Origin of the sequence: Xenorhabdus sp. KJ12.1 (assembly GCF_963876495.1) — a bacterium.
GTDB classification, from domain to species: Bacteria; Pseudomonadota; Gammaproteobacteria; order Enterobacterales; family Enterobacteriaceae; genus Xenorhabdus; species Xenorhabdus stockiae.
This window is the reverse complement of sequence record NZ_CAWNQH010000058.1, coordinates 87,184-109,532: the sequence shown is the minus strand read 5'-3', so window position 1 is coordinate 109,532 and position 22,349 is coordinate 87,184. Positions and strand designations below refer to the sequence as shown.

At 42.9% G+C, this 22,349-nt stretch carries 18 protein-coding genes; 7 read left to right on the top strand and 11 right to left on the bottom strand.

Annotated elements, in window-relative coordinates:
* The first annotated feature begins 93 nt into the window (after positions 1-93).
* On the top strand, positions 94-333 hold the full coding sequence (locus AACS92_RS06350; RefSeq protein WP_099110510.1) for a hypothetical protein: 240 nt from the start codon (positions 94-96) through the stop codon (positions 331-333).
* An 819-nt stretch (positions 334-1,152) separates the two neighbouring features.
* Here AACS92_RS06350 and AACS92_RS06345 read toward each other — a convergent pair.
* On the bottom strand, positions 1,153-2,010 hold the full coding sequence (locus AACS92_RS06345) for a queuosine precursor transporter (protein ID WP_099110509.1): 858 nt from the start codon (positions 2,008-2,010) through the stop codon (positions 1,153-1,155).
* Positions 1,994-2,608 (bottom strand): helix-turn-helix domain-containing protein, encoded by a 615-nt coding sequence (locus tag AACS92_RS06340; RefSeq protein ID WP_099110508.1) that lies wholly within the window; start codon positions 2,606-2,608, stop codon positions 1,994-1,996. The genes AACS92_RS06345 and AACS92_RS06340 overlap by 17 nt, the downstream gene beginning before the upstream one ends.
* A gap of 410 nt (positions 2,609-3,018) precedes the next feature.
* Here AACS92_RS06340 and AACS92_RS06335 point away from each other — a divergent pair, with 410 nt between their 5' ends.
* Complete coding sequence (locus AACS92_RS06335; protein ID WP_099110506.1) at positions 3,019-3,714, top strand: helix-turn-helix transcriptional regulator; 696 nt, start codon at positions 3,019-3,021, stop codon at positions 3,712-3,714.
* A 23-nt stretch (positions 3,715-3,737) separates the two neighbouring features.
* Positions 3,738-5,021 (top strand): cytosine permease, encoded by a 1,284-nt coding sequence (locus AACS92_RS06330; RefSeq protein ID WP_099110518.1) that lies wholly within the window; start codon positions 3,738-3,740, stop codon positions 5,019-5,021.
* Positions 5,022-5,134: 113 nt separating this feature from the next.
* On the opposite strand, the gene iolB is transcribed toward AACS92_RS06330, so the two are convergent.
* The 8 genes from iolB to AACS92_RS06290 form a co-directional block, all read right to left on the bottom strand.
* A complete protein-coding gene (gene iolB, locus AACS92_RS06325; RefSeq protein WP_099110505.1) occupies positions 5,135-5,965 on the bottom strand; it encodes a 5-deoxy-glucuronate isomerase in 831 nt (276 codons plus the stop codon).
* A 36-nt stretch (positions 5,966-6,001) separates the two neighbouring features.
* Entirely contained in the window at positions 6,002-6,892 is an 891-nt protein-coding gene (gene iolE, locus AACS92_RS06320) for a myo-inosose-2 dehydratase (protein WP_099110504.1), read from the bottom strand.
* Positions 6,889-8,862 carry a bifunctional 5-dehydro-2-deoxygluconokinase/5-dehydro-2-deoxyphosphogluconate aldolase gene (locus AACS92_RS06315; protein ID WP_099110502.1) on the bottom strand — a complete coding sequence of 658 codons (1,974 nt, stop codon included), beginning with the start codon at positions 8,860-8,862 and terminating at the stop codon, positions 6,889-6,891. Before AACS92_RS06315 ends, iolE begins: the two co-directional genes overlap by 4 nt.
* A 72-nt stretch (positions 8,863-8,934) precedes the next feature.
* On the bottom strand, positions 8,935-10,068 hold the full coding sequence (locus AACS92_RS06310; RefSeq protein WP_099110501.1) for a Gfo/Idh/MocA family protein: 1,134 nt from the start codon (positions 10,066-10,068) through the stop codon (positions 8,935-8,937).
* A 30-nt stretch (positions 10,069-10,098) separates the two neighbouring features.
* On the bottom strand, positions 10,099-11,787 hold the full coding sequence (locus AACS92_RS06305; protein WP_099110500.1) for a solute:sodium symporter family transporter: 1,689 nt from the start codon (positions 11,785-11,787) through the stop codon (positions 10,099-10,101).
* A 157-nt stretch (positions 11,788-11,944) separates the two neighbouring features.
* Complete coding sequence (gene iolG / locus AACS92_RS06300) at positions 11,945-12,940, bottom strand: inositol 2-dehydrogenase (RefSeq protein ID WP_099110498.1); 996 nt, start codon at positions 12,938-12,940, stop codon at positions 11,945-11,947.
* 435 nt (positions 12,941-13,375) lie between these two features.
* Positions 13,376-15,340, bottom strand: a complete 1,965-nt coding sequence (iolD, locus tag AACS92_RS06295; RefSeq protein WP_099110517.1) for a 3D-(3,5/4)-trihydroxycyclohexane-1,2-dione acylhydrolase (decyclizing) — start codon at positions 15,338-15,340, stop codon at positions 13,376-13,378.
* Positions 15,341-15,389: 49 nt separating this feature from the next.
* Positions 15,390-16,901, bottom strand: coding sequence for a CoA-acylating methylmalonate-semialdehyde dehydrogenase (locus tag AACS92_RS06290; protein ID WP_099110497.1), 1,512 nt, complete (start codon positions 16,899-16,901; stop codon positions 15,390-15,392).
* A 342-nt stretch (positions 16,902-17,243) separates the two neighbouring features.
* Between AACS92_RS06290 and AACS92_RS06285 the strand changes: the two genes are divergently transcribed.
* Complete coding sequence (locus AACS92_RS06285) at positions 17,244-18,077, top strand: MurR/RpiR family transcriptional regulator (RefSeq protein ID WP_099110495.1); 834 nt, start codon at positions 17,244-17,246, stop codon at positions 18,075-18,077.
* 550 nt (positions 18,078-18,627) lie between these two features.
* Here AACS92_RS06285 and hpaR read toward each other — a convergent pair.
* Positions 18,628-19,074, bottom strand: a complete 447-nt coding sequence (hpaR, locus tag AACS92_RS06280; protein ID WP_099110494.1) for a homoprotocatechuate degradation operon regulator HpaR — start codon at positions 19,072-19,074, stop codon at positions 18,628-18,630.
* A 386-nt stretch (positions 19,075-19,460) separates the two neighbouring features.
* On the opposite strand from hpaR, the gene AACS92_RS06275 reads away from it, so the two are divergent.
* Genes AACS92_RS06275 through hpaE form a run of 3 tightly spaced genes read left to right on the top strand, consistent with a single transcriptional unit; the run spans position 19,461 to position 22,332 of the window.
* Positions 19,461-20,108, top strand: a complete 648-nt coding sequence (locus AACS92_RS06275) for a fumarylacetoacetate hydrolase family protein (RefSeq protein ID WP_099110493.1) — start codon at positions 19,461-19,463, stop codon at positions 20,106-20,108.
* A complete protein-coding gene (locus AACS92_RS06270) occupies positions 20,105-20,869 on the top strand; it encodes a fumarylacetoacetate hydrolase family protein (protein ID WP_099110492.1) in 765 nt (254 codons plus the stop codon). Before AACS92_RS06275 ends, AACS92_RS06270 begins: the two co-directional genes overlap by 4 nt.
* Complete coding sequence (gene hpaE / locus AACS92_RS06265) at positions 20,866-22,332, top strand: 5-carboxymethyl-2-hydroxymuconate semialdehyde dehydrogenase (protein WP_099110491.1); 1,467 nt, start codon at positions 20,866-20,868, stop codon at positions 22,330-22,332. Before AACS92_RS06270 ends, hpaE begins: the two co-directional genes overlap by 4 nt.
* The last annotated feature ends 17 nt before the right edge of the window (positions 22,333-22,349 follow it).

The following is a 22,349-nucleotide window of genomic DNA, read 5'->3' as shown; positions in this document are numbered from 1 at the left end:
TTATTCCAAATCCGAAGAGATGCATGACAAAGTGGTAGGTACGTTCATTGAGCGTGAATACTATCTTTCATAACAGATCTAACTATTGGGAGCATGACCCATGCTCTGGCTGAATTTAAAGGACACGATGAAGCTATCGTTAAACAGGTCCAACAACATAAAGTATGGATAAAATCACTGTTGTTATCTATTTTCTCAACCAATCAGGGAAATGCAGAGAGCAAAGCAGAAGCACTGATAACATTTATAGAAGGAATGATAATAAGAGCTGAGTTTGGTGAGATTTCAGGTCAGGAAGAATGTTATCGAACAATGGCAGAACGATTCATTTAGAATGTGTTCCAATTGAAGGTTTTCCGGTCTCTTAGCCAGCAATGCTGACCAAGAGACCGATTACCATAAGAACAAAAAACGTTCAGAGATTACCCTGGTGTTGGGTTAGTTTAAAGCTAATTACCTTCCGTCTTTCAAGCTACTACTTTGTTGGCTTCGTTCACTTCCCCCCTGTCACATAGTTGACTATGCTCCTGAGAGTCTTTCCCTTACCGCCAGATGCAACTCGAAATCCATTAGGTATATTCAAAATAATGAAAATTATTTGTCTAAATAAAAGGCAGTGATAACTCACTCCCCGGTTATCTGACAAAATCTTAATTATAACTTATATTTTTACAGCCAAATTAATACACCAGACTCATGACAAAATCAACAAATAAAAGCTCAAATGTTGATTTAGCTACACAATATTCGCGTTTTTATTTAGCTATCAAAAAACACAAAATGATTAATGTTATTTTATCTAATTGATTTATATCAATAAAAATTTAAAATATTGTATTTATCACTAAATGCAAAAAAATAAGCATATTTTACAAAATTTATTGCATAGATAATGTGAATATGAAAAGTACTACTGTATAAATATACGGAATTTATAGTATCCTTTTAATCACGATAAAGTTTAAATTTAAGGCTAACCATCAACCATTTCATCAATATACCCCCATGAGTTTCGAGTTGTATTACGGCAATAAAGGAGCGCAGACAACAAAGAATTAACATGGAAAACAGTGGATATAGCAGGATATTATACTACATTAGGCAGGATTTTATCGATGAAATAGCATGGAGAAATGCTCTCCATGCGGTTGATTAATGTGCAGCCTTAACAACCCAGCGATTGAACAAATAACGCGAGCCATAGGCAGGAAAGACGTTAAACAAAGCAAAGAAGATTTTAATTAAGATCTGCACTACCATCATTCCAATGATCTGATTGGTAGGAAGTTTTCCGTAGAATGCAACAAAACAGAAAACAAAACTATCAAGGATTGAGGCTATAAACGTACTAAAAAACACCCTTAGTGCCAGAAACCGGGAGTTTGTCATGTCTTTTAACTTACACAAGACATACGAATTAACCAGCTCTGAGACTAAAAATGACAATGAAGAAGCAAAAATCGCCGACAGGATGTGATTCATCAAAGCATTATACTGCTCATTCAAACCCCAGCCCGGAATGGCCGGTAGAGCCGTCGATATACTTAATAACGAGACAATAATCAGGTTAGAAGCCAGAGACATGTATATAGCTTTTCTTGCCAGCCGGAATCCGTAAAACTCACTGAGCAAATCAATAACTAAAAATGAGAACGGATAAATGAAAGTACCCGGAGTCACAATAATATCAAAATATTCGATATAGACAGGTTTCGCTGCTGCTATATTACTGAAAGTATAGAAAATTGTTAGTAACAGAGCGAGAAGTGAATAAACAACCCAGGACTTTTCGTTACGCTCCTCAATTTCATAGATTGAGGGTGAATTTGGAAAACTAGAGTATATTTTTCTGTAGAGCGATTTCGTTTCGTGACTATCGAAGTCATCTGCTATTTCACTCTTTTCTAACTCCTTCACATTGATTTTTAAAACTTTTCCTGTTGATAAAATTAATACATTGGCTGTATTATCGTAACTGTTAAATCCCAATAATTTATATTTTTTTCCCATACCCAAACCGCTCTTCCATTATATCTCCAATCACTGCAAAATCGTCTGAATTCTCAACACAAGACTCATTGATATGAAACTTTTTCTGTTTTGGATCGAAACATAATTTAGGGTTGTCGCTCTGATAATTACCTCTCCTGACTATTAGTAAATCACCAGCATTATATTTACCCGAAAAATCATTCTCAAGTAAAATAGCGACAACATTAGGGCCAGAACCAAAATAATAAGTTAGTGTTCTTCCAACAATAAGTGTGCCAATTTTACTTTCATAAAACTCGGTAGTAACACACTCAGATTGCATAAACAGCGGGACAGCACACGGATTCATATTCCCTTCATAAGAAACAATTGCATCAATGCGCTCTTTTTCTGCAATATCAATCGCTTCGATCTCACTGTAAGAAATACCAAAAAAATTAGATACTTTTTGGATTGTTGAGGAGTGAACACTTTGTACTCGACCATCTAAAATATTGTAGATCGTTGTTCGATTAAGCCCCGTTCGGTCACAAAGTGACACCCGGGTTTCCCCTCTAGAATCAAGTAAATACTGTAAATTTTTTCTCAGGTATTCCATTTTTTGTTTTTTATACATAGCAATGCCTAGGAAAATATGTAACCATCTAATTTATATGACCTTTTAGAATAAACATTTTTTATCAAACTTCGGAAGAGTGAAGAACACTCTTGCCATAAGACATAAAAAATGATAGCAATTTATTTGCCAACCTTATTATTTAATAATACAACTAAATTGTTTTTTATGGAAAATATTAATTTTTCGGGTTATATTTTGATTAACACCATTAAAAAATAATAATAAAAATACAAAAATAATATTAAATAAAGTGAATATGACTTATGCCAATGCTTTTTATTAAAAACTCGCCCATTCCATCTCAAAATTATGACTTCTATTTAAAGATCAATGAGGAATAACATATAGATATATTGGTTACTATTTACAAAATAAAATTTACCACATGTAAACTATATGAGATAAAAATGAGTTCACTCTATAAAAATAATGAACCCTACTTGAAAGGGTTGATCGCTATGATGGAACATCTCAGCGATCCTTGGGGCATTAAGGATTTAGAGTCCCGTCATATCTATATGAATAAAGCAGCCTATCTATACACCAATACACCTGAAAATTTTGACGTAGAGGGTAAACTTGACTGTGAATTTCCAGCTCACTGGTCTGAAGATCAATTTACACAAGATTTAAAAGAGCATGACCGGAGAACCGAAGAATCAAAAGACAGGGTTTCCATCATCGAAACCCATTATTGGTATGGAAAAAATAGTCTCGCCCCTTTTATCAGCGAAAAATTTCCTGTGTACAACGATGAAAAAGAGTGCATTGGCATTGTCTGGAATGCCAAGCCACTCAGTAGCCTTTCTCCTCTAAAATATATTAATCAACATAAACCCAGCGTGTTAACAACAGAGGCCGAAACAAACTTGTTTACCAAAGGGGAACTGGATGTCATCTTTTTGATGTTGCAAAGGCGTTCAAGTAAGGAAATAGCTCAGATTTACAATGTCACTCCTAAGACAATAGAAAATCGGATATATAACATCTATCAGAAAGCGAATGTTCACTCGCATCAGCAATTTGAAGAATTTTGCAGGCATTTACAATTAGATAGTTATATTCCTGAACGTCTAATTGAGAAAGGCGTTCTATTTATCTAAAAATCAGGGAATGATCGATGGTAGTGGTCAAAATTGAACACAGCCCACTAAGCCGAGTACCACAACAACAACGTTTATCTTTGCTGAGCGTGGCTATCGTCCATATGGGCATGTTAACCGCATTGGATCAATTTATGTTAGGTGCTGTCCTCGGCAACGCTATGGCACTGATCGATGCATTTATTGCTATTTTTATTGGCAGTCTGATATTTGGTATTGTCACTTTTGGCCTCGGTTTTGCCGGCATGCGTGAAGGCTTATCCGGTAGTTTATTAGCCCGGTGGTGCGGTTTTGGACGAATAGGCTCCGTGTTGATCGGTCTTGTTATTGCCGTCAGTTTATTAGGCTGGTTTGGCATTCAGAATGCTATTTTTGCTAAATCCCTTAACTTTGCTTGCGGGGATAAACTTGGCTTTAGTCTTGCGGCAATCATATCCGGTGCTTCATTGACGACTCTTGTCGCTTTTGGTTTTAAAGCATTACGATTCACCGCCAGAATTGCTGTACCCATGTTTATCTTGTTAATTGTTTATATTTCCACCATTGTACTACCCGGTAATTCTGGCCAGAACTGGTATGAAATTATGCAACTACCTCATTCAGATGAAACTTTATCTATCAGTGCAGGTATCACCATAGTTGTTGGTGGCGCAATTGTCGCCAGTTTGATGACTCCTGATCTGACTCGTTATACCAAATCAGGGCAACATGTTTTTGGGATCACGCTGTTGACGATTCTTGCCGGTGAGTTTGTTATTAATGGGCTGGCTATTTTAATCGCGAAAGCACTAAATACAGCCGATGTTGTCACCATTATGTCCCAGGCCGCGGGTGGTGCAGGTTTGTTCGTCGTAGTGTTTTCAACATTAAGGGTGAATGACCTGAATCTGTACTCTTCATCATTGGGCGTTATCAATGCTATCGAAGGAATTTCTGGGAAAAAGCTACGTTACCCTCCAACAACAATAGTAATTGGGACATTGGGAACCCTATTTTCCATTTTGGGTATTCTAGATCGATTTGTGGATTTCCTCACTGTGCTCGGCGTTGTTTTCCCGCCAATTTTGGGAGTCATGTTGGTTGATTATTATATTTTACGCTCTTATCGAAAGGTATTGGATGAAAGTAGACAAAAAGGACAACTTCCTCCAGAAATATCGGTTATAGGCTGGGCTGCTATTATTGCCAGTCTCGTTGGCAGTATTATTGGGTTAACTATTGAGTGGGGAATACCAGCACTTAATTCATTACTAATAGCAAGTGGAGTTTACTGGTTCACTAAATCTGCTCTTAAACGCTTACCATAGTTATCCCCAAATATTGCTCCCTAATAAGGGAGCAATATACTTTTCGTCTTTCAATTTATTCTCTTACCAACAAGCCCTATCTTTAAGCTCATTGTGTTCGTAATAAAAAAACCTTAGCTCTTACTATGCTTTTCAGCGTATGTGTCACTATTAACCCATTGATGATCTGCTTCCCATGTAAACAGCCACTTACGCGTAGGCCCAGCCATTACGTTCAGGTAATAACTATCATATCCGGCAATTGTTGCTACAGGATGATACCCTTTCGGGACCATCACAACATCTTTGTTATACACCGCCATTGTTTCATCTAATAAGCGATCATCAGTGTAAACACGCTGTAAACAAAAGCCTTGTGGTGGGTTCAGACGATGATAATAAGTCTCCTCCAAATAGGTTTCCTGAGGTTCATTATCAGTATCATGTTTATGACTAGGATAGGAGCTGGTACAACCTTCATCAGTATAAACTTCCACGACCAATAAACTATCAGCTGGCTGATGATCAGGAAGGATGTTATGAACATAACGACGATTATTCCCATTCCCCCGCTGTTCAGCCCCAATATCCTGCGGTGTAATTAAGCGGGTTGGATAATTTCCTTTCCCTTTTGCCTGACAAACCGCCAGTTCTAAATGGGTTTGAGCAATAATCTCTATCACCTCATGTGGCGCGATATAAACAGCATAAGGTTTTTTACGCTCAAACGGACTCATACGATCACCAATCTGTTCAAATCTCTGCTGAGTAGTGCTCACTGTTGCTTTTCCTGCAACTAAAACCAGACAGGTTTCATTTTCAGAAGCAGCCAATGTTATTGACTCCCCCTCATCCAGCTCGTAAACATCAAAATGAACATATCCCCAGTTTGCGATTTCTGGCGAGATATGTTGTGTCCGCTTGTTTTGATCGGGTTTATGATATTTTGACAACAGCTTCGACATACAATCTACCTCAAGGTCACTTTTTAATGTCAGTGTTCACAGCAGCCCTGCCTCTTTAGCAAGCCGATGTAAATTTTTATACCCCAATGTGGCGTAAGTCAGCGGGTGTGCAACTGCAGGGTCCTGCTCTGCTTCAACAACCAGCCAGCCGTGATAGTCGTTGTTTCTCAATTCATTGAAAATAGCTGAATAATTTACACAACCATCACCCGGCACAGTAAAAACACCACTTAACACTGCATCCAGAAAACTGGTTTTCCGGTTTTTAACATCTTCCAGTACCTCCGGCCGTATATCTTTGCAATGTACGTGGTTAATTCGTTTACCCCAGCGTTTTGCTACAGTCAGTGGATCATCTCCGGCAAAGGTTAAATGTCCTGTATCCAGCAACAGCCCAACCTCTTCACTCGTGTTTTCCATCAGATGATTAATGTCTTCAGCACTTTCAATCACTGTGCCCATATGATGGTGGTAAGCAATCTGAACCCCATGAGACTGAGTATAACGGGCAAACTCTGTTAATTTTTCCCCATACTCCTGCCAGCGCTCTGCCGGAAAAAGGGGGCGTAAATACACGGGCTTAGTCTGGTCACCGTGTATGCAGTCTGTCACTTCGGCAAAAACCATCACCGTCGCTCCCAGTTCACGCAACAACGTTAAATGTGGCTGAACAGCTGCAATTTCTTCTTCGACGCTACGTGTCAACAATTGCCCGGAATACCAGCCAGATACCAATTTCAGATAATGAGAAGCCAAAATAGGCCCTAATATCTGCGGTTGGCGGGGGAATTTATTACCCAATTCAAAACCCGCAAACCCTGCCTGACGCCCTTCTGATAAACAGGTTTCCAACGATGTTTCTGCTCCCAGAGAAGGCAAATCATCATTAGTCCATGTCAGAGGGTTGATGCCAAGTTGAACGGTCATGACGGTTCTCCTGTATATTGAGGATTCAGTTCTTCTTTTACATTTTTCTCATCACGCTGACGCCAGTCGTTAATCAGATTGTGGTAGTTCTTTTTTACTTGGAGAACGAGTGTCTCATCATCAATTTCACCAGCCAGCCATTTCTGTGATGCTTTACCGAATAATGTGCGACCAACGGCAAAACCTTTGACAATGGATTTACCTGCTGCCGCATTAAAACCTGCCTTGAGTGTTTTTGCGGGTGCATCCAGCCCCAGGATCACAACTCCGCGACAATCAGGATCCCGTTGCATAATCAAATCTTCAATTTGATCCCACGTTGTAGACTGCATGGGAGGCAATTTCCACCAATCAGGCTTAATACTAAGATTGTAGAAACGCTTGAGTGCACGTAGATAAAATTCATCTGAACAAGTCATTCCGGATGGCAGGATCACCTCTAAGAGTAGCTCATGGCCTGACTGGCAACAGGCTGCATAAACTTCCTTCACTATTTCTTCCTGCCCCAGACGCAGAGTGCTGTTATCTTCAGGGTGGAAGAACACCAGACATTTCACGATATGTTCCAATGGCCAACTGACCAGCTGGGAACCAATATTTCCATGTTCTAAACAGAGTGGACGGGAGCCGGGTAATTCAATCGGACGCCCTATCCATAACCCCTGCCCGGTCGCAGCATCAAGAACGTCCTGCCCAAAAGTACTGTCACATAATATGCCTGAGTGACCTTTTAGATTAGCTTCTGCACTCACTTCTTGACTGGCTTGGAATAACAATTTTTTCAGAGGTGGAATGAGATCGAGACTAGCATTCACTTCACGGGCCATTTCAACAAACTGAATCCGGTGGTCAAACGCCATGACACACAATTCCTGCCATTGCTTATGATGGCTACTCACGCGATGAAGGTGATTCAGGTGAGTATCTAAATCAGGGCGATAACCTACTGTTGTTGGCGCAAGTTTTTTTGCTCGCACGATATAGTTATCTAGTTCTGTTTTATCCGGCATTGCAGGTGCACAGCCATGCCGTGAAACGACCAAAGCGCCGCAGGCATTTGCATAAGCACAACTTTGTTCCCAACTTTCGTTATTCAGATACCCTCGCAATAAGCCAGACATAAACGCATCCCCCGCCCCCAACACGTTCAGTATTTCTACTTTAACGCCTTGAATAGTGATCCCTTCATCAAGAGTTTCAGGAATATTCCTGGTAAATACAGAGCACCCTAGTGCCCCACGTTTACAGACCAGAGTGGCCGAACTCAGTTCCCTGATGCGGCGTAAGGCATCTACGGTATTTTTTGAGCCGCCAGCAATATGAAATTCTTCTTCTGTACCCACTATCAGATCAAATTGAGAGAGTACTTCCTGTAATTGAGTAGTCACCTGCTCCGAGGCAATATAGCGGGTTTCGCCATCACCCAGTGAAGTCAGCCCCCACAATACAGGGCGATAGTCGATATCAATAACTGTTCTTACACCATTACGGCGGGCATATTGTAATGCGGTTAGCACGGCATCTCTGGTTTTTGGGTGAGAAAGATGAGTTCCGGTAATCGCCAAACAGCGGGCAGAAGCAATATATTCCTCACTGAAATCATCGCGGGTAATCGCCATATCAGCACAATTGTCACGGTAGAAAATTAGCGGGAAAGTTTCTTTATCTTTTATACCGAGTAACACCAAAGCCGTAAGACGCTCTTTATCAGTAATTAAATGGCTGGTATCACACCCTACTCTCTCCAGCTCTTCACGCAGAAAACGCCCCATGTGTTCATCACCGACTCTGGCCAACATGGACGATTTTAATCCCTGACGCGCGGTACCATAAGCTACGTTGCCAGAAGAGCCTCCCAGATATTTAGAGAAACTCGTCATGTCCTCCAAACGGGCCCCTATCTGCTGACCATATAAATCAACCGCAATACGTCCCATACAGATAACATCAAACTTTTTATGTTGCTCCATCGCTCCACCTCTTACCCATGTGCGTTTTGCTAACTTATGTTGCTAACCCATGTATGTCGCTCACTGCGAGATTTAATTAATTTCAGTGACGTTAACCCAGCGTTTTTGTTCATGAGAGCAGACAATTGCATCCAGAATGCGAGAGACTTTCCAACCTTCGGTAAAGTCGGGCCAGATGTCCTGATCCAACGCAATACCATCAACTAAATCTTTCACTTCCACTGTTTTCTGGTCATTGAAGCCAATGCCATGCCCGGCGCCGTGACAGAAAGGAGCATAATCCGGATGTTCCGGCCCGACCAAAATGGTCTTAAACCCCTGGCGATTGGCCGGTTCATCGTGCCGATATAGTTTCAGCTCAGCCATTCGTTCCTGAGTAAAACTCAGAGTGCCTTTAGCCCCTGTGACGACATAAGTCAGCCCCATTTTGCGGCCACAGGCTATGCGGGAAGTTTCAATCACGCCTGTAGCCCCACTATCAAAACGTACCATTGCATGAGCCTGATCTTCGTTTTCAACGGGGATCAATACAGCAGAACCCGATATTTCAGGGCGTGCTTTCACAATTGTTTTCATATCACCACAAACAGTTGTGATATCTCCCACCAGATACTGCGCCATATTAATAATATGTGCGCCAAGATCACCCAATGCGCCCAAACCAGCCTCATTCTTAAAGCAGTGCCAATGAATCGGACTCAGGGGATCAGCCATATAATCTTCATTATGCGTACCGTAAAAATGCACAACTTCGCCAATCTCACCATTCGATATAATCTCTTTAGCCAGCTGAGCTGTCGGGTTTTTCATATAATTAAATCCCACCAGTGTCTTTACTCCGGCGATGTTGGCAGCTGCCACCATCTGTTTTGCATCATGGGAATTCAAGGCTAGTGGTTTTTCGCAATAAATATGTTTACCGTGCCTAATGGCTTCTAATGCCATTTCTTTGTGCAAAAAATTTGGTGTACATATATCAACGACATCAATATCAGGATGAGCAACCAGTTCTCGCCAATCGCCCGTTGAGCGTAGAAAACCGAGTTCTTTTGCTTGGGTCTGAGCAAGCTCCGGTGTGATCCCGGCAATCATTGCACGTACTAATTTTCCTTTTAATGGAAATACCGTCGGTGCTTGCGCATAGGCTATAGCATGGGCACGCCCGATATAGCCCGCACCAATCAGGCCAATCCGAATTTCTTTCATATTATTTGGATTCCCCGTCACTCAGATTTTCTAGGCGTTTTCACGATAAATGGAGCGCTTAGACAATATTTTACTGATTTGATAAGCGACATATCCCAGAATTCCGGCTGCAAGCAGATAGTAAAGTGTCATTACATAATTCGGCACATTCTGAGCCAGAAAAACGTACATTGAGACAGCAGCCAGTGTAATTAGCCATCCCATAGGTTTCACCATTGACCACGGAGTAATATCTACCTGTTTTGTATACACCTCTTCATAACTTTCAGCAGGGAAGAAATAACCGACTGTCAGCATAAAAATGACATTCAGCACAAATAAGATGCCGACTAAATGGAAGAAATGGATATCAATATGCAGGATAAAGTTACAAACAATATATGCTGACATACCAAACAGCAGCCCCAATTTTGCCGCAATCGGAGGAACACGTTTTGTCATCAACCCAACCAGCACGACACTGAGAATAGGAGCATTAAAAATCCCCTGTAATTGCTGGATTAGGTAAAACAAACCATCAGGTGCATTTGCAACGAGTGGAGCGATCAGCATAGTTACCAACGCCAGACCAATACCCAAATATTTTCCTACAGCTACACTTCGAGCTTCACTGGCATTCGGGTTAATTCTCTGTTTGTAAATATTGACGGTAAATAAAGTAACAGAGGAGTTCAGGCCACCACTGAATGTAGAGAATACCGCTCCAACAACTACCGCAGCAAAAAAGCCAACCAGAATTTTAGGCAAAACTAATTGTACTAATGCGGGGTAGGCATTATCGGGGTTATCTATTTGTCCATTGAAAATATGGAATGCAATAACACCCGGTAAAATAATGATAGAAGGAATAAGCAGTTTTAATACAGCGCATAACATTACCCCTTTTTGCCCTTCCGCCAGATTCTTTGCACCCAATGATTTTTGTACAATGGATTGGTTGGTGCACCAGAAGAACATGTTGGAAATGATCAATCCGGTAAATAGAGTTGAAAATGGAACAAGTGAATCTTCACTGCCAATGGAGTTAAATTTATCAGGGTGGGCCTGATAAACATCGGTCAGGCCTTGCCAGGCATTGCCATTCCCGACATACAGTAAGGCAAAAACAGTAACGATGCCTCCACCGATAATTAACCCGATACCGTTGATAGTGTCAGCCACTGCAATCGCTTTAATCCCGCCAAAAATAGCGTAAATTGCACCCAGTCCGCCGACACCCCAAACCATAATCCATAATGCAGTGGTTTTATCGACATTGAATACCTGAGAAACCTGAAATAAACTTTCCAGCGCAATAGCTCCGGTATATAACACGATAGGCAATAACGAAATAACATACATGGCCAGAAATAAAACAGAGGTAATTAGTAAAGTATTTTTGTCAAATCTCCGTTCTAAATATTCTGGAATTGTTGATATTCCCAATTTTAAATATTTGGGCAGGAAGTAAATGGCAAACAGTACAATAGTTAAGGCTGCTATAACTTCCCATGCCATAACAATAAATCCCGTTCTGAATGCCAGCCCATTTAAACCAACCAGATGTTCTGTAGACAAATTCATTAATAGCATGGAGCTGCCGATATAAACTCCAGTCAGAGAGCGCCCACCAAGAAAATAACCTTCAGTGGAATCAATTAAATGTTTATTCCTTGTTTTATAATAAGCAATCCCTGCCACCAGCAGGGTAAAACCAATAAAAGAAAGAAAAGCTGACATGTAATGTTCCCCTGTTTTTCTGTGGTCTATACACTTCGTCTTTCAAGTTGTCTCTTTGTTGGCTGTGCTCGCTCACCCCGGTCACCGTTTTTATAAACATACGGTTATCTATGCTCTAGGGGATGAACTCCCTTGCCGCCGCGATGCAGCTTGAAATTCATTGTGTATATAATTTGATTTCTTTACCGGACAAAAGGGATTCAAGCGCCTTATCAGCAAGATATAATGCCTGTTCGCCATCAAAACCGGTTGTTTCTGGAATGGCTCTGCCAGCCATAACATCGACAAAATGATCCCATTCCGCGATATATGCCTCACGATAACGTTGCAGGAAAAAATGTTCTGGTTTAGCGGAAAGACACCCGTTGTCTCCCCATAACTCCACACTGTTTTCCTTAATATTACCGGCTGTCAGTAAGCCTTTTTGACCATGCAGTTCAAGGCGCTGGTCATAGCCATACCCCGAACGGCGGCTGTTAGCGATGCTCACCATAGCGCCTGAAGGAAATTTCATCACAATAAACGCAGTATCAATATCACCGGCTGAGCCAATGGCAGGATCAACCAGATTACTGCCCTGTGCATAAATAGCACACGGCTCTTCTCCGATGATAAAACGGGCCATGTCAAAATCATGAATCGTCATATCCCGAAACATACCACCGGAAACCCGGATATATTCAGCGGGTGGCGGAGCAGGATCACGGGATGTGATCATCAGGGATTCTGCCTTACCGATTTTTCCTGCATGAAACAGATTTTTCATCTGACGGAACTGAGGGTCATAGCGACGATTAAAGCCGACAAACAGAGGAACCTGGCACGCTTTTACCACAGCAAGGCATTGCCGCACCCGTTCAAGCTCAAGGTGAACCGGCTTCTCACAGAAAATCATTTTATTATTGCGGGCAGCCTGTTCGATTAAATCAGCATGCGTATCTGTTGCTGAAGCAATCAGTACACCATGAACCTCCGGATCAGACATGGCTTCTTCGGTTGTTTGTATTTTAACCTGATATTTCTGTGCCAGTGTTTCAGCATTTACCTGATAAGGATCAACGACAGAGTAGAGACAGGTTTCTTTATGGCTGGCAATGCTAACCGCATGCACCAGACCAATTCTGCCAGCACCAAATAATGCAATATTAAACATGAATGCTCCTTGATACCTCTGTATCCCCGTCGTCTTTCAGATTGCTGCGTTAGGAGCCACCTTCTGAAATCCATCGGGTATATCTGCTTTGGGTTTGAATAAAAATATATCAACCAAAATATTTATTTCAATTTAACAAACATTGGAAATTTTATTTTTTAGAGGCGGTTAGCATTTTGAGATGAAAATGATGTAATTAGTGTTATATCTATCACGAAAAACAAGCTATCAGATCTGAATAAATCAATAAAAATACATTAAAATCATACGGTAATAGTAATAAAGCACTCAACTACAGAAAAGTTGAATGCATTGAAATTACAATTGTGGCGAAGAGATAAAGAAGGTGTTTGGAATGAAATAAACATTCCATTCCTTATATAAAAAGAGCTATTTCACGGCCAGATGAAAGGCATGAAGCAATATATAAGAATACTAGTACTGTCGAGTATATTTCTCCACATACCGCCTGATATTTTCAGCCGCAGTGGTAACCGCCGGGTTATCTGCAACCTGCGCTGTTCCTGTTCTCCACCATGATTCATAATCGTGGGTCATGGTTTTCGGCAACACTTTAATATCAATCAGAGTGGCACATGGTTGTTTACGGGCGTCCTGCAAAGCAGTAATCAATTGTTGTTCGTTATGCACCCGATAACTTTTGCAGCCGTAACTTTCTGCATTTTTGGCAAAATCCACCGGAACCAGTGCGCCATCCAGCCGACCACTTTGTTGATTACGATAACGATTTTCTGTCACAAAGCTGCCCATGCCCTGACTCATCTGTAAGTTATTGATGCAGCCAAACCCTGCATTATCAAATAACAGCACAGTAATTTTGATGTTTTCTTGAATCGCCGTTTGTAGCTCACTGTGTAACATCATATAAGACCCATCCCCCACCATTGCATAAACTGGCTGGTTAGGGCAGGCAATTTTTGCCCCCAGTGCTGCGGCAATTTCATATCCCATACAGGAATAGCCATATTCAAGGTGATAGGTATCCGGCTCTTTGGGTTGCCACAGGCGTTGCAAATCCCCCGGCAAAGAACCGGCTGCACCAACAATAATGGCGTTATCTTCCAGATACTGATCCATCAGCCCAAGTACACGCGTCTGCGCCAGATTAGTCTGCAATGCATCACTGTATTCATGTAATTTCTCATCCAGATGATCTGCAATTTCTGGTCTGTCTCCGGCCTGATACTGGATAGAAAACAGCCGTGACAGTTCCTCCTGCCAGACTGATTTAGCCTGAGCAACCTCCTGTTGCCAACCGGAATGCCATCCCGTTTTTGCTAATGCCTGAGTCATCGCAGATAACCCTTCTCTTGCATCAGAAATCACTGCGACAGCATCCAGTTTGTAGGCATCAAACTCTGCCACATTAATGGTAAGAAATTCAGCTTGCGGATTTTGAAACAAGGATTTGGATGCCGTTGTGAAATCAGTAAAACGTGTGCCGACACCAATGATTAAGTCCGCATCCTTAGCCAGCAAATTAGCCGCCAGACAGCCAGTTGTACCGATTCCACCGCAATTCAACGGATGTACCGCAACAATGGCACTTTTTCCTGCCTGTGTTTCTGCAAATGGGATATTAAAAGTTTCTGCAAACTGGCGGAAAGCTTCATGTGCGCCGGAGTAACGTACTCCTCCTCCGCAAATCAGTAATGGCTTTTTCTTACGTTTTATCAGCTCTACGGCATCCTGAATACGGGATAAGGAGGCAGGCCGGCGTTCAAGATGATGTACCCGTTTCTGGAAGAAGTAATCAGGGTAATCCCAAACTTCTCCCTGTACATCCTGTGGCAAGCAGACAGTCACTGCACCGGTATCCGCCGGATCAGTCAATACCCGCATGGCCTGAATCATCGCTGCCATTAATTGTTCAGGTCTGGATATGCGATCCCAGTAGCGAGAAACAGGCCGGAAACAATCGTTGGTACTGATAGTGCCATCCCAATACTGTTCAACCTGCTGTAAAACAGGATCCGGCTGGCGGCATGCAAAGGTATCTCCCGGTAATAACAGTAGTGGGATACGGTTAGCCGTCGCTGTAGCTGCGGCTGTAACCATATTGGCAGCGCCCGGCCCGACAGAGGAAGTGACAGCAAAAATCTGTTGCCGTTTTTTCTGCCGGGAAAAGCCGGTGGCTATGTGTGCCATTCCCTGTTCATTGCACCCCTGATAGATTCGAAGATGCCCCGGATCCTGTTCCAGAGCTTGCCCCAACCCCACAACATTACCGTGACCAAATATGGTGAAAACACCACAGACAAAGGGTAATTCCTCTCCATCAACGTTGATATACTGCTGATTGAGAAACCTGACCAAAGCCTGAGCCATAGTCATTTTTTGAGTGTGTCTTGTCTGGGAAGAGGTTGCCGATGCTTTCATGGAGCTGATATTTACAGAGCCAGTATTTATGGGCTTGGTATTCATAGGATTACTCCATCGTTGGCATGACAAAACTGCTGCTATGGTGTTCCAGACGAACGCTGGCAGGCCAACGGCTAGTGACTGTTTTCATGCGGGTATAAAAACGTACACCATCATTGCCATGTACATTCAGCGGACCGAAAATAGAACGTTTCCAGCCCCCAAAACTATGGAATGCCATAGGAACAGGAATAGGAATATTGATGCCAACCATACCAGTCTGTACATCTTCACTGAACTGACGGGCAGTTTCACCATCACGGGTAAAAATAGCAGCGCCATTACCGTATTCATGATGGTTAATCAATTTCAGTGCGGTGTGATAATCAGGTACGCGCACAATGGATAGTACAGGCCCAAAGATTTCTTCTTTATAAATTTTCATCTCTGGGGTGACATAATCAAACAAAGTTGGCCCCACGAAATAACCATTCTCATGGCCCGTAACCTGATATCCTCGCCCATCCACCAGTAGCTTTGCTCCCTGTTCCACACCACTGTTAATGTAATCACAGATTTTTGACCGATGTTGTTCAGAAATGACCGGCCCCATATCGTTTTCCCGCCCCTCGCTGATCCCTGCACCAACAACCATTCTGTCAATTTGCTGCTGAAGTTTTGTTACCAGCTCATCCGCTATTTCATCCCCTACGGCCAGAACAACAGACAGTGCCATACAGCGTTCTCCTGCGGCACCAAAGGCGGCCCCTATAATGGCATTTGCAGCCATTTCCAAATCAGCATCCGGCATAAGAATACTGTGGTTCTTCGCGCCACCCAGCGCCTGACAACGCTTACCATGTGCTGATGCCGTTGCATAAACATACTCGGCAACCAGTGTTGAGCCCACAAAACTTACAGCCTGAACATGCGGATCAGTCAGCAAGACATCAACGGCTTCCTTATCCCCTTGTACGACGTTGAATACACCATCCGGCAACCCCGCTTGTTGTAACAATTTAGCCAGTTCAATAGAGAGAGAGGGGTCTTTTTCGGAGGGTTTGAGAACAAACGTGTTTCCTGTTGCTAACGCTATCGGGAACATCCACATTGCAACCATAGCAGGAAAATTAAATGGGGTGATCCCTGCGCATACGCCCAGTGGCTGCATCAGGGAGTGGCTATCCACTCCTGCCCCTACATTGGCAGAGTGCTCGCCTTTTTGTAAGTGAGGAATACCACAGGCGAACTCAACCACTTCAAGGCCACGTGTCAGTTCCCCCACGGCATCAGAATAAATTTTCCCATGTTCTTCGGAAATCAGACGAGCCAGATGCGACTGATTTTCCTCAAGGAGGGACTTAAATTTGAACAAGATTCTGGCTCTTTTCAATGGCGAGGTTTTAGACCATTCCTGAAAAGCCTGATGGGCAGATTCGATAGCGAATTTTGTTTCATGAGCTGTGCTCAATGCAACCTGCCGAATGGATTGCCCCGTCGCAGGGTTAAAAACAGGTAAGGTTCGAACACTTTGACTACTGATAAGTTTCCCGCCAATAAAATTTTTAATCTGTTCCATTTTGAGCCTCTCTCAATACAATTATATGCACTTCGTCTTTCAAGTTGCCTCTTTGTTAGCTGCGCTCATTCACCCCGGTCACCGTTTTTATAAACATACGGCTATCTATGCTCCCGGGGATGAACTCCCTTGCCGCCGCGATGCAGCTTGAAATCCATTGTGTATAGGCCTAACCACATACAGGCTGAACCACGTAAGATGAGTTGAATCATTATGAATTGAATCACGATGCTAAAGATATATGAAATATACATTTCATTTTCAATGAGAATTGAAATACTATTTTATTAATGTGATCAACACGCTATTTTTTGTGCAATTACAATTTATTAGGGATACATTATGTCTGCTGCATCAAATCTGCCCGAACTACAAGAACAAATTCGCTCGCGTTATGACGAGTTAAGTAAGCGGTTACAGCAAGTTGCAAGGTATGTTCTGGATAATACCAATAGCGTGGCATTTGATACGGTTGCGGTTATTGCAAAAGAAGCCGATGTTCCACCTTCTACTCTTATCCGATTTGCCAATGCCTTTGACTTCAACGGATTCAATGAGATGAAACAGTTATTTCGCATAAATCTGGTAGAGGAAACCGCCAGTTATACCGACCGTGCCCGTCTGTTCAGAGCACTAGACGGTGATAACCAGCAAGTGGAAGACCCACTACATATTTTGCAGGAGTTTGCCCATTCCAATGCGCAGGCTATGCAGCAACTTGCCGCCCGAACCCCGGCAGAAGACTTAAATAAGGCAGTAGATTTACTGGCAATCGCTCAAAATATCTACATTATCGGGCTTCGCCGTTCGTTCAGTGTCGCATCATACTTAGCCTATGCCCTGAGCCATCTGGAATGTCGCCCGTTATTGGTAGATGGTCTGGGAGGTATGTTCCGCGAACAAATGAATATGATTGGGGCAAATGATGTAGTTGTTTCCATCAGCTTTACCCCCTATGCCGAAGAAACCGTGATGGTCAGTGAAAGAGCGGCACAGGCTGGAGCAAAACAGATTGTGATTACTGACAGCCAAATCAGCCCATTAGCAAGTTTCAACGATGTCTGTTTTGTGGTGAAGGAAGCAAAAGTTGATGCATTCCGCTCCCAGTCTGCCACGTTGTGTCTGGTGCAATCACTGGCTGTCGCTTTGGCTTACCGGCAGGAAAATGCCGGATAATTATCCTATATCCTATGGATTTCGAGTTGCATCGCGGCGGCAAGGGAGTTCATCCCCGGGAGCATAGATAGCCGTATGTTTATAAAAACAGTGACCGGGATGAATGAGCGCAGCCAACAAAGAGGCAACTTGAAAGACGACGGGGATATTAATTTCAGGTTGTTGGCTGACGGGTTGCAACCTGAAATATATTGCTTAATGAAACAGAAAATAATCCCTCATCAAAAACTAATTATTTCCATCAAATTATAAACTGTGATTATTTTTTCATTCCAATAATCACCAATCACGTTCTATTCATTCTTTAAGTCAATAATCAATATTTATTATGAGTTATTTCATACAGAGGTGTTTTAACATAAAAATATTTTATGAAAATACGGCATCATAAATAAAATCTATAATACGATCAGGCTGCAAAATTTTTCTTAAATCAAAGAAAACACCGCAATAAACTGTTCAAAAAAATAACAGCCAGTTTATTCCGGTGCTCTTTCTCTTATTATGGAGAGATTTGATTAATTAATATATTAATACAAATATGTGTTTACTATTCTTCGTTTTCATCTATATCGGTTTGGGATTGGTTGCCGATAGAAATAAGATCATCCAACAATTCTAACAACTGAGTTAATTTTTCTGGGGAAAAAGCAGCTTCAATTGCTTTATAGCCTTCATCGACTTCTCCTTTTGCCTGTTCATACAGCTCCTGACCTGCCGGAGTCAGAGAAACGTACAGCTTCCGCTGGTCATTCATTGGTTTTAAGCGAAAGATAAGACCGTCACGTTCCATGCGGGTCAGAATGCCCGTCAAACTTGGGCGTAAGATACAGGTAAGGTTAGCCAAATCATGAAAATCAATCGAGCGGCTGCTTGCGAGTACGCGAACAATACGCCATTGCTGTTCAGTCAAATTATAACTCTTCAATATCGGGCGGAAAAAACCCATCGAGGTTTCCCGAGCTTGAAGCAATGCTAATGTCAGGGATTCATGCATAAGTAAAGGTGACTCTTAAGTTAACCACGGGCAATTCTCTATAAGTTGAACGCATGCGCTACCGATTATAGACAACATTAAAGTCGAAAAGACTAACATGCTCATAACTATCCACAAAGGAAAAAGAATTCAATATTAACAAATAAATAAAATTATTTTGCCATAAAAAGTTAACAGAAAGTTAAACACAATACCAAATGACCCTGTTAGATAATATAACGGTTTGATCTTTATGTACTAAAAATAATCACGAACAGAATGTTGTTACAGAGATCACAATTAAAATTAACAATTGACTTAACATATTGAACATCATCGCTCCTTGATTTATTAATATATTAATAATTTATCTTGCGATACATCGCTCAGCTTGCAAGGAGTTGTTAATGAAAGGCACCGTCTTTGCCGTCGCTCTCAACCACAACAGTCAGCTCGATTTTTGGCGTAAGGCATTTCACGAAGCGCCATATAACGCGCCTCCTCAAACTCCAGTTTGGTTTATCAAACCCCGTAATACAGTGATTACGTCCGGTGATGTTATTCCCCACCCTATTGGGGAAACTGTGCAAAGCGGCGCGACGCTGGCACTGTTTATCAGCACAAATAAAGTCGGCAAAGCTGCCCGCAAAGTTTCTGCCAAAGATGCCGAACAATACATAGCCGGTTATGCACTGGCGAACGAAGTCAGCTTACCGGAAACTTCATTTTATCGCCCTGCCATAAAAGCAAAATGCCGCGATGGTTTTTGCCCAATTGGTCAAATGTCGGATGTAAAGACTATAAACTCACTGGATATCATCACCGAGATAAATGGGCAGGAAGTTGATCGCTGGTCAACTCATGATCTGGTGCGTTCCGCATCAGAGCTTTTATCCGCATTAAGCGATTTTACCACCCTGAATGAAGGGGATGTGATTCTGCTGGGAACGCCTCACCAGCGTGCCATTCTGCACCCCAATGATACTGTTACAATCAGGGCTGATGGTTTTCCCATTTTACAAAACACCGTTGTATTGGCCGGAGGTCAGGCATGAAACACGCCAGAATTCACTATCAGGGGCAGGATCTACATGTCACTGTTGATGAACAGGAGAATGTACTACTGCCTGATGGCAGCCGGATCAGCGGGCTTGATGTCGTATGGCTTCCGCCAGCCACCGGAACACTGTTCGCATTAGGTCTGAATTATGCCGACCATGCCACCGAACTGGAATTTAAGCCACCGGAGGAGCCTCTGGTATTTATCAAGGCAGCCAACAGCTTCACTGGCCACCGTCAGGTTTCCGTCCGTCCTGACCATGTGGAATATATGCATTATGAAGCAGAATTAGTTGTTGTCATTGGTAAGCCAGCCCACAAAGTTTCCAGAGCTAATGCCATGGATTACGTTGCAGGCTATACCCTCTGTAACGATTACGCCATTCGTGATTATCTGGAGAATTATTATCGCCCCAATCTGCGTGTAAAAAGCCGTGACACGTTAACGCCTATCGGGCCGTGGATTGTTGATAAGCAGGAGGTTGCTGATCCGCATAATCTGATCTTGAGTACTTGGGTTAATGGTGAATTACGCCAGCGTGGCACCACCGCAGATTTGATTTTTGATATCCCCTTCCTGATTACCTATCTGAGCGATTTCATGACATTACAGCCAGGAGACATGATCGCCACGGGCACACCCAAAGGTTTATCCGATGTAGTTCCCGGAGATGAAGTGATTGTGGAAATCGAAGGTATCGGACGTCTGGTAAATCATATTGTCAGCCAGCAAGCATATGAGGAAAACCTGTCATGACCACAATTAATCATTGGATCAACGGTAAAAACGTTGGCAGCAGTACCTATTTTGAAACAGTCAATCCCGCAACCGGTGAGGTATTGGCAGAAGTCGCTTCTGGCGGAAAAGAAGAAATTGATCAGGCGGTGGCTGCCGCAAAAGACGCTTTTCCTGAATGGGCAAATACCCCGATGAAAGAACGGGCGCGTCTGATGTGGCGTTTAGGCGAATTAATCGACCAGAATGTACCTGAAATTGCTGCGATGGAAACCAGTGATACGGGTTTGCCAATCCATCAGACAAAAAATGTCCTTATCCCACGTGCTTCCCACAATTTCGATTTTTTTGCGGAAACTTGTCAGCAGATGAACGGGCGCACTTATCCCGTCGATGACAAAATGCTGAATTATACCCTTATCCAGCCTGTAGGCGTCTGCGCACTGATTTCCCCGTGGAATGTGCCGTTCATGACTGCCACATGGAAAGTTGCCCCCTGTCTGGCTCTGGGAAACACCGCTGTTCTGAAAATGTCCGAGCTTTCCCCCCTGACCGCTAACCGTCTGGGAGAACTGGCTCTGGAAGCCGGTATCCCCGCAGGAGTACTGAATGTGGTACAGGGATATGGCAATACTGCCGGTGATGCGCTGGTAAAACATCATGATGTCCGTGCCGTTTCTTTCACCGGTGGGACAGCTACCGGTCGCCTGATTATGCAGAACTCAGGGCTGAAAAAATACTCTATGGAACTGGGCGGCAAATCGCCGGTACTGATTTTTGAAGATGCCGATATTGAACGTGCGTTAGATGCTGCCCTGTTCACCATTTTTTCCCTTAATGGCGAACGCTGTACAGCGGGCTCCCGTATTTTCATTCAGGAAAGCATCTATCCTGAATTTGTGAAGCGTTTTGCAGAACGCGCCAGCCGCCTGCGCGTCGGTGATCCGCAGGATCTGAATACCCAGGTCGGCAGCCTGATCAGCCACCAGCATTGGGAAAAAGTTTCCGGTTATATCCGATTGGGTATTGAAGAGGGCGCAACGTTGTTAACAGGAGGCCCGGACAAACCGGCAGACCTGCCTGATCATCTGAAAAATGGTCACTTCCTGCGGCCAACCGTCCTAGCCGATGTTGATAACCGGATGCGCGTGGCACAAGAAGAAATTTTCGGCCCGGTCGCTTGTCTGTTGCCATTCAAAAGTGAAGAAGACGGTCTTCGCATGGCTAACGATGTGGAATATGGGCTGGCATCTTATATCTGGACACAGGATGTGAGCAAAGTCCTGCGTCTGGCACAGGGAATTGAAGCCGGCATGGTCTTCGTCAATTCCCAGAACGTACGCGATCTGCGCCAGCCATTTGGTGGTATCAAAGCCTCTGGTGTCGGACGGGAAGGCGGAGAATATAGCTTTGAAGTTTTTGCTGAAGTGAAAAATGTTTGTATTTCAATGGGAAATCATCCTATTCCTCGCTGGGGACTTTGATCTTAAGAAAAGAGATA